The organism is Oleiphilus sp. HI0123 (assembly GCF_001635315.1).
Map to the genome: position 1 here is coordinate 1 of NZ_LWGE01001540.1, position 7,930 is coordinate 7,930.

General features: G+C 43.3%; 8 protein-coding genes. All 8 read right to left on the reverse strand.

What is annotated here, in order from left to right; translation table 11 throughout:
- Nucleotides 1-168, reverse strand: a 168-nt coding sequence (locus A3761_RS25905) for an LpxD N-terminal domain-containing protein (RefSeq protein ID WP_304439632.1), incomplete at its 3' end; no start/stop codon positions are given.
- A gap of 28 nt (nt 169-196) precedes the next feature.
- Complete coding sequence (locus A3761_RS20555; protein ID WP_068508219.1) at nt 197-703, reverse strand: OmpH family outer membrane protein; 507 nt, start codon at nt 701-703, stop codon at nt 197-199.
- A 39-nt stretch (nt 704-742) separates the two neighbouring features.
- Nucleotides 743-3,070: an outer membrane protein assembly factor BamA gene (gene bamA, locus A3761_RS20560; RefSeq protein ID WP_231881268.1), complete on the reverse strand. Its 2,328-nt coding sequence runs from the start codon at nt 3,068-3,070 to the stop codon at nt 743-745.
- 25 nt (nt 3,071-3,095) lie between these two features.
- Nucleotides 3,096-4,466, reverse strand: a complete 1,371-nt coding sequence (gene rseP, locus A3761_RS20565) for an RIP metalloprotease RseP (RefSeq protein WP_068553758.1) — start codon at nt 4,464-4,466, stop codon at nt 3,096-3,098.
- Nucleotides 4,467-4,488: 22 nt separating this feature from the next.
- Nucleotides 4,489-5,685 (reverse strand): 1-deoxy-D-xylulose-5-phosphate reductoisomerase, encoded by a 1,197-nt coding sequence (gene ispC, locus A3761_RS20570; RefSeq protein ID WP_197470010.1) that lies wholly within the window; start codon nt 5,683-5,685, stop codon nt 4,489-4,491.
- Nucleotides 5,686-5,729: 44 nt separating this feature from the next.
- The gene (locus tag A3761_RS20575) at nt 5,730-6,560 is read right to left on the reverse strand and encodes a phosphatidate cytidylyltransferase (protein WP_068554112.1); all 831 of its coding nucleotides are present in this window, start codon (nt 6,558-6,560) and stop codon (nt 5,730-5,732) included.
- Between the two features lie 20 nt (nt 6,561-6,580).
- Nucleotides 6,581-7,339, reverse strand: a complete 759-nt coding sequence (gene uppS, locus A3761_RS20580) for a polyprenyl diphosphate synthase (protein ID WP_068508246.1) — start codon at nt 7,337-7,339, stop codon at nt 6,581-6,583.
- 75 nt (nt 7,340-7,414) lie between these two features.
- On the reverse strand, nt 7,415-7,930 hold a 516-nt coding region (gene frr / locus A3761_RS20585; RefSeq protein WP_068750790.1), incomplete at its 5' end, for a ribosome recycling factor.

A 7,930-nucleotide genomic window follows, 5' to 3' on the forward strand; every position in this document is an offset into this window, starting at 1 on the left:
GCTATCCGCTAAATATTTCTCATAGGCAGGATTCGCTAAAAAGCTTAAATCACCTGACTTAGCCGACTGCAGAGTCGAAAGGCCCGAGATGCTTATCGACGCATCACCTCGAACCTCTCCTTCCACATAGTCCGCCAAATATTTTAAGGTAAAGGCATTTTGCTTCATCTGATTAAACTCACGAAATATAGAAAGATCAGTTTAGCTTGTTAAGCTTCTCGATAATTTTATTTGTATAATCCATTTCTTGATTGGCATATAAAGCCGCTTCACGAGGAATCAACAAATCCAGTTTTTCTTCTTTTACTAGCTCGTTGATCGCTTGATCGATTTTGGGCTTTGAATCACTCAAAAACTCATTCCGTCTTTCTGCCAAAGCCTTATCAAGCTTACCTTTGCGGTACTTATATTCCTGAATCGCTTCTTCAAGATCAGATGCCATTTTCGCTCTTTCATTATCACTCATAATTGCAGCGTCATTTTTTAAGCGCATTTCCAAGCGCTGACCTTCTTCTCCGATAGCACGAACTTCAAGGTCCTGTTTTTTATATTTGGTCACCATTGACTCAGTGAACTCTTTTGCTGCATCTGAAGAAAATAAGGCAGCTCTCATATCAACCAGACCAATCTTCATTTCAGCAAGTGCCGACATAGAGAAGAAAGCAATACTTCCCATCAAAATAATTTGCTTAAATAATTTCATTAAAGACCTCCAACGATCTATTTTATGTTTACTTAGTAACTAGAAAGGCTGCCCTAGGGAGAACTGGAAGAACCGCGTATCGTCCCCGGGAATGTCATTAATCGTCTTACCAAAACTGAAGCCCAAGGGCCCGATAAAGGTTATCCATTGTAAGCTCAAGCCAGTCGACCAACGAATCTCATTCCCATCAAAATCATATCCCCTTGCTGTATCAAAAACATTACCACTATCAACAAAGTACGATAGGCGTAGCGATCGCTGGTCTTTCACAAACGGTACAGGGAAGATCAACTCAGCACTATTTTCAATTAGGAGATTTCCGCCAAAGGGGTCTGTAGACCCACCAGCCTGACTAGGAACCGACTGACGACCAAGCGAATTTCTTTGATAACCTCGCACCGAAGTAATACCACCGGTGAAATAGTTTTCGTAAAATGGAAGTATGCTGGTATCACCATACCCATCAGCCCACGCCAATTTATTGCGAATCCTGAATACAAAGTCATGATCTTTATCGATTGGGAAGTAGGTATTTGAGCGGTAGTTAAGTTTATAAAATGATAGATCACTGAAAGGTACCGACACTTCAAGCGTTAGGCCCTGTCCCCACCCGCGCGTTGGAAACTGCCCGCGATTCAATGTGCTTCTGGTCCATGACCCGGTAAAGCTGTAAGTATTAAAACTCGTACCATATTCAGAAACAAAAGTATTGATTCCGAGCGGCACATCCTCACCTGCAGATAGCTGAGTATTGGTATAACCAAAAGTGAACTTCAAGCGAGAAATACTGTTGATAGGATAACCAAAGGTTACCGATGCTCCCGTTTCATCGATAACAAAATCTGAACGGTCATCTTCGTCAAAATCAGTTTTTCTAGCAAAAAAGCTAAACCCTCGACTCACACCATCGACAGTGAAGTAAGGATCGAGATAGGAAAAGTTAGCAGACTTAACGGACTCAGTGGTATTCACGCCAAAAGAGACCTTCTTACCGGAGCCAAAAAAGTTACTTTCAGAAACACTCAAACCAAGTGAAAAACCGGAACCCTGAGAAAAACCCAAGCTTGCAGAAAGGTTACCGGATGAAGTTTCTTCAACCGAGTAATTCACATCAATTTGATCTGACGTGCCCGGTACTGAGGGCGTATCAATATTAACAGTACTAAAGAAGCCCAAACGCTCAAGCTTAGCTTTAGAACCTTCGATCAAGTCCGTTGATGCAGACCCACCTTCCATTTGAATCATCTCCTGCCGTAAGACTTCATCACGTGTTGAAGTGTTACCACGGAAATTGATTCTTCTTACATAATTCCGTTTACCAGGATCAACAAAGAAAGTAACCGAAGCGCTATAGTCATCATGCGCCTCAGGGATAGCGTTAACATTTGCATAAGTATAACCTTCTGCACCTAAAGCACGAGAGATAAGGTCAGATGTAAGTGTCAGTTTCTGACGTGAAAATACGTCACCCGGTTTTAACATAACAAGCTTTTCTAACACTTCCTTCTCTAGAACAAGGTCTCCCTTCAAGTCGAAGTCCTTTAACGTATATAACGGGCCTTCTGAAATATTAACCGTAACGAAAACATCTTCTTTATGTGGTGAAATCGAAACTTGAGTCGACTCGATGGCAAACTTGATATAACCATTATCCAGATAGAAAGAACGTATACGCTCTAAATCGCCACTCAGCTTTTCTTTTGAGTATTTATCATCACTGGTAAATACTGACCAAAAACTTGGCATCTTGAGCTCCATCAGCTCAATTAGTTCTTCATCAGAAAATGCTTGGTTACCAACGATATTGATATGAAGAATTGAGGCAACTTCTCCTTCGTTGATATTCAACNTGATTGCCACACGGTTGCGAGGTAATTCTTTAACTTCGGCCTCTACAGAAGCAGAGTATCTACCTTGTGTAACATAAGAGCGAAGGATTTCGAGCTCCAGACGCTCAAGCGTTACCCGCTTGAATACTTTTCCTTCTGCCATCCCGGCAGCTTTGAGCCCTTCCAGCAAATCTTCTTCAGAGATATCCTTATTTCCTTCAATTTCGATTTTCGAGATTGAGGGGCGCTCTTGAACAATAATGACCAAATCTCTATCTTCACGGGCGATTTCGATATCTGTAAACAAGCCGGTTTTAAATAGCGCCTTACTTGCTTCAACTATCTTTTCTTCACTAGCAGTCTCACCAACACTTAGGATAAACGCAGAAAATACCGAACCGGCTGATACCCGCTTAAGACCATCAACACGAATATCATTGATAATAAAAGCTTCTGCTTTAGCAGCTAAGGGGGCGATAGCTAGAATCAATAAGCTCAGAGCAAGCCAACTACGAATTATTTTTTTTACGCCAAACACAGACAATCCTATTAATGAATAACCACTACAAACGCATAATATCGTTATATAAAGCTAGAGACATAAGTATCAATATAAATGACACCCCTACTTTTAAACCCAACACCTGCCATTTCTCAGATAGTGGTTCGCCTTTTACAGCTTCGATCAAATAGTAAAAAATATGCCCTCCATCCAAGACAGGAATGGGCAGTAAATTTAAGATTCCTAAGCTTACGCTTAATAAAGCTAGAAAACGCAAAAACTCTTCAGAACCTGACTCGATAGACTCACTTGCTACTTGAGCGATGGTTATCGGGCCACTCAGGTTATCAAGAGAAATTAAGCCCATAATCATCTTCTTGATCGCGTTAAGTGTCATAACACAATCAGCCCAAACTTGTTCACTCGCCTGCATCAGGGATTCAAGAGGACCGTAGCTTATCGTTCTTATCATCTCTTTCGGGTAAGTAAAGGGCTGAACACTGACTCCTAAACGACCAACCGAGGCACCGTCTTCACGTATAAATACTTCTGGTCTAAGTGACAGAGTCTCGACAATAAGCCCATTGTTTTCTCCACTCCTCTCAACCTTAACGACAACATCTTTTTCAGCAGAGACTTTGATTACATCGACAAAAGCAAACCAGTCTTCAATAACTTTACCGCCGGCCTCAATTACTTTATCGCCCGCTTTTAAGCCACCCTGTTCAGCCGGACTATCGGCTAAGACACTCCCCATTACTGCGGGAACAGGCGGCTTTAATGGGTGGACACCTAAGTCCTTAAGCAGTCCATGTGGCTCACGGTCCAACATCCAGTTTTCAACACTTAATGTATAACCATCAGCAGTGTCACTAGCACCAGCCTTAGCGAATAATTCAATATCACCGCTGTCGCCGATACGGTTCACTAAAGCCATACTGACAGAGCGCCAACTCAGAGTATCTCGCCCATCCACCTGAGTTATTTCAAGACCAGGATACAAACCAGCCCTTGCTGCAACGGACTCCTGATCAATTTCACCTATTGTTGGAGTCAAGGCACTGAAGCCAATAATGAACATCAGCCAGTAAGCTGCAATAGCAAATAGAAAGTTCGCGATAGGGCCTGCTGACACTATCGCAATACGCTGCGAGACAGGCTTGCGATTAAAAGCATAAGGAAGCAAAGCGGTTTCTACAGGGGCTTCGCGTTCGTCAAGCATCTTGACGAAGCCACCTAAAGGAATACTAGCAATGGCAAACTCGGTTCCATCCTTGTTTTTCCACATAAAAATCGGGCGCCCAAAGCCTACTGAAAATCGTAGGACCTTGACACCACAACGCTTGGCAACCCAGTAATGTCCATATTCATGGATCGTAACTAGAATACCAAGCGTAATAATTAGCGAGAGTATGGTCTGAATCAGTGTCATTAAATATACTGGCTCATCTTCATTAAGGCCGTTTCTTCTTCATTATTTGCTGTTGAGCTATAACTCTAGCCTCTTCATCAACAGACAATATCTGATTAACTGATGTTATTGGAGCGATTGAGGCATCTTCTAATGTTGACGCAATAATATCAGGGATAGCAGTAAAGGAGACATTACCTTTTAGAAAGGACGCGACAGCAACTTCATTCGCAGCATTTAAGACCGTACACGCAGTACCACCAACATCAAAAGCCTCTTGAGCCAACTTAAGGCAGGGAAAGTTTTCAAGATCAGGCTTTTCAAAGTTTAGTTGAGCAACTTCAAATAAGTCTAATGAAATGGCACCTGAGGCAATTCTTTCGGGCCACGCCAAGCCATAGGCAATTGGTGTACGCATATCGGGGCTTCCCATTTGCGCTATGACCGAGCCATCCAAGTATTCAACCATGGAATGAACAATACTCTCAGGATGAACATGAACCTCGATATCTTTCGGACTGATATCGAACAACCAACACGCTTCGATTAGCTCCAAACCCTTATTCATAAGCGTGGCAGAATCTACTGAGATTTTACTTCCCATCTGCCAGTTTGGGTGTGCGCAGGCCTGTTCTGGCGTCACCGTACTAAGGCGATCACGAGACCACCCCCTGAAAGGCCCACCTGAGGCAGTGAGCAATACACGCTGCACTTCTCGTTCTAAAGACTGGCCACACTGATAGGAACCAGGAAGACATTGAAATATCGCGTTGTGCTCGCTATCGATAGGCAATAGCGTTGCACCTGAACGACTCACCTCTTCCGTAAAGAGCTGGCCAGACATAACTAAGGACTCTTTATTCGCTAGTAAAACTTTCTTACCTTTTCTAGCAGCAGCAAGGTTCGCCTCTAGCCCGGCTGCACCAACGATTGCAGCCATGACGACATCAACATCATCATGTGCGGACACACATTCCAGAGACTCCGCACCTGCCAAAACTTTGATATCAGAAGCATGTTTTAGCAACTCACCCTGCAAGCATTGCGCAGCATCTTCATCCACCATAACCGCAATACTTGGGGAGTGCTTCAAACACAGAGCTAGCATTTGCTCGACACTGCGATGCGCCGTCAGAGCAAATACCCGATACCTGTCTGGGTGCCGACTAATCACGTCGAGCGTGTTTAGACCAATAGAGCCGGTCGCCCCCAAGACACATACACTTTGAATAGTCGACACTTAATAACCTGAATTACTGAGAGTTTGCGAAAAGTAGAATAACACTAGGCGACCCAAGAGAGATTGTATAAAGCAAAGACAAACACTGGAATCGCGGCAACCAAGCTATCAATACGATCAAGCACACCGCCATGACCAGGAAGCAGATTACTACTATCTTTAATACCGCGTTGTCGCTTAAACATACTCTCTGTTAAGTCACCAATTATTGAGATTGAACCAGTAATAGTTGAAATGACTGCAAACTGTATAGTCATTGCGAAATTATGTTCTAGCAAATTACTAGCAATCAGAGATAACAATAGACAAGCAGCCAGACCGCCCCAGGCTCCAGCCCACGATTTTCCAGGGGAAACTTTTGGTGCTAATTTCTTCTTACCAAAAGCTCGGCCAGCGAAATAAGCCCCCGTATCCGCGGCCCACACTAACATCAAGATATAAAAAATAAGCCAAAGAACATTTAAGTCAGCTAAGGGCGCATATTCACTTGAGCGTAGAAAAACTAAAGCCTTCCACAAAGGAGCAAGCACAACAAAACCAAGCAGTAACTGAACTATTTTCCCCTTCCACAGGGAAGATGATTCTGGAAAAGTCATGACCAGAACACATGCCAAGGCCCACCATGCAACAGAAAGTGTTAATACCCAGGGAAGAGACATACTGCCGACAAGCAAAAATAGGAAAACCGCCATCACGAGAGCATAAACCACTCGCGCTGCAGAAGCGCTCACGCCTGAAAGGTTAGCCCATTCCCAGGCACCTAAAATAACAATAGCTGCGACAAACCAAGAAAAATACTCTGGAGGCAGTAAAAAAACACCCCCCAAAACAAGTGGAGCAAGAATTAAAGCTGTAATTATTCGTTGTTTTAACACAAAAAGAGTCCCGTGATTATTTACTCGGCCTGATCCAACTGATCATCAGTTTGCCCAAAGCGCCGCTTTCGTCCAGCATAGGCTTTTAAGGCTTCCAGCATCTGTTCCTTCTTGAAATCGGGCCAGTACAAATCGGAAAAATAGAATTCTGCGTAGGCCAATTGCCATAACATAAAATTGCTGATGCGCTGCTCACCCGCAGTGCGAATCATTAAATCAGGTAAAGGCAAGTCACCCAAAGAGATATGTGATTGAATTAAGTCTTCGCTCACATCTTCAGCCGCAATCTCGCCGGAAGCAACTTTATGGGCAATTTTCCGCGTCGCTTGCGCGACATCCCAGTGCCCACCGTAGTTAGCGGCAACGACCAGAGTCATACCATCATTATTTTCTGTTAGTTCTTCCGCTTTCGCCATATGCTCCTGAAGCACATCACTAAACGGCTCTCGATCACCAATAATTCGCAAGCGGATATTATTTGAGTGCAGTTTCTTAACTTCTCGCTGCAAGGCAAAAAGGAAAAGCTTCATTAACGCACCAACCTCTTCGGCGGGCCTCCTCCAGTTTTCACTACTAAAGGCAAATAGAGTCAGCACCTCTATATCTTCCTCAACACAAGCTTTAACGACATCTCTAACCGCATCTACGCCTGCCTTGTGCCCAGAAATCCCTATCTTTTTGCGCTGCTTAGCCCACCTATTATTACCATCCATAATGATAGCAACGTGTCTAGGTTTACTCCCTGAGCTTAGAGGAATGTGCTCACTCAATTTATCTATCCAACCCAATACTTAATAACACGAAATTTAACGAGCGAAAGCATTGGACACACTTTCGCCCGAAACAGGCAGTTTTTATACTTCCATCAAGTCTGATTCTTTTTCCTGCAATAAAGCATCAACTTTAGCAACATAAGTGTCAGTTAGTTTTTGGATACCATCTGCTGCTCTTTTTTCTTCATCTTCTGAAATCTCTTTCTCTTTCAAAAGTTCTTTAATATCGGAGTTAGCATCTCTGCGAATATTTCTAACAGATACTCTTGCACTCTCGGCATCTGCTTTTGCTAGCTTAACCATATCCCTACGAGTTTCCTCTGTTAGAGCTGGCATTGGCACACGTATTAAGTCACCAGAAGTTGACGGGTTTAAGCCGAGGTTAGCTGCTATAATCGCTTTTTCGACCACTGGCACCATTGGTTTTTCCCAAACAGAGATTGCCAAAGTTCTGCCATCTTCAACACTAATATTAGCCGCCTGCTTTAGCGGTGTATCTACACCATAGTATGAAACTGATACGCTATCTAAAATACTTGGGTGCGCTCGACCAGTACGAATCTTGGCAAAAGCAACACCTAGCGCATCAATACTTTT